Source organism: Pseudoduganella sp. RAF53_2 (assembly GCF_052113985.1).
Classification (GTDB): domain Bacteria; phylum Pseudomonadota; class Gammaproteobacteria; order Burkholderiales; family Burkholderiaceae_D; genus Rugamonas.
In genome coordinates this window covers 1-1,415 of sequence record NZ_JBFRDW010000991.1, presented here as the reverse complement: position 1 = coordinate 1,415, position 1,415 = coordinate 1, and the positions used below count along the sequence as shown (strand labels likewise).

Annotated in this window: 2 protein-coding genes; both read right to left on the bottom strand. The window is 61.7% G+C overall.

Going from position 1 to position 1,415, the window contains the following annotated elements:
• On the bottom strand, positions 1-555 hold a 555-nt coding region (locus AB4Z11_RS31725), incomplete at its 3' end, for a thiamine pyrophosphate-binding protein (protein WP_442030153.1).
• Positions 556-567: 12 nt separating this feature from the next.
• On the bottom strand, positions 568-1,415 hold an 848-nt coding region (locus AB4Z11_RS31720; protein ID WP_442030151.1), incomplete at its 5' end, for a glucoamylase family protein.

Below are 1,415 nucleotides of genomic sequence, written 5' to 3'. Positions count from 1 at the left end.
GCCTATGCCAGTGTGCACGGTGCCGTGGATGCGTGGCGGGGTTTCGACCGCATCGGCTTCCTGCAAATCGTTGGGCACGATGATGCAGGTCACGGTGCGCCGTTCGCGGGCGATGCGCATGGCGCGGTCGATCAGGTGGCGCATTTGCGCGGGATGGGTGGCCATGTGGACGAATTCATTGGCCACGTCCTTGAACAGGGACAGCAGATCCACTTCCTGCTGATAGTCACCACCCAGCGACATGCGGCTTTGCTGGCCGACGATGGCCACTACCGGCTGGTGGTCCATCTTGGCGTCATACAGGCCGTTCAACAGATGGATGGCGCCGGGGCCGGAAGTAGCAAGGCAGACGCCTACTTCGCCGCTGAATTTGGCGTGGGCGCAGGCCATGAAGGCCGCCAGTTCCTCATGCCGGGCCTGGACGAAGGCGATGCCGTCCTTGCTGCGTCCCAGTGCGCCGATGATGCCGTTGATGCCATCGCCCGGATAGCCGTAGATTCGCCGCACGCCCCATTCGGCAAGGCGGGAGATCATGAAATCGCTTACTGTCGTCATGTCATACTCCGTTCAGGTTTGTTCCAGCCAGCCGCCGGTGAAGCCTGCACGCCGCAGCCCTTCAACAACGTAGGGACAGCGGCGCATAAGGCGCCAGATCAGGCCAGTGCGGTAGTTTTCCAGCATGAGCACAATCGGTCCCTGATTCAGTCCGTAGTGCCATTCCGAGACCCAGCCCCAGGGATTGGTCTGTGACGCTCCCGGTACGCAGAACTCGGCGTTGAATGAAGTCTTGAAGCCATAGCGGTCGCTGGACTTGAGATCGATCGAATCAATGAAATGGGCCAGCGAAGGCAGCACCAGCTCCGGTGCGAAGGGCAGCGAGGCGGCGACCGCAGCCGGCAGCATGGTGCCGTCGTCCGGGCCAAACGGCGCCCCGCGTGCCACATAGCCGTAAAACTGGCGGTCGATGCCGTTTACCTTTTGCTCTTTCATGCCTGGCCCTTCGCCGGCACTGATGCCCCAGCACAGGGCGCTGTAGGTTTTCATGCGTAAGGGATTACGCAGCGCGTATTCCTGCTGGATCTGGGTGGCGCGGCGGCTGTTCTCGAAGTAGTCGCTGTTGTGAGTGCGCATGGCGTGGTCCCGTATGCCGCGCAGATCGAGCCAGCAATGCGATAGCTGGTGCATGAACAGCGGTCCGCCATACAGCACTTCGCGGCCGTAGATCTCTTTCCACAGATAGCTTTCGCACYAGGCGATATACGACTCCGACGGTAAGGGATGCGTGGGCGAACCCAGGCCCAGAATGTAGAGCAGCAGGGCTTCGCTGTAACCCTGCCATCGATAAGGCAGAAAGCCTGTGCGGTCGGGCATCCAGCCGTGGCTCAGGGCCGGGCAGCCGTTCAGTGCCCAGGGAC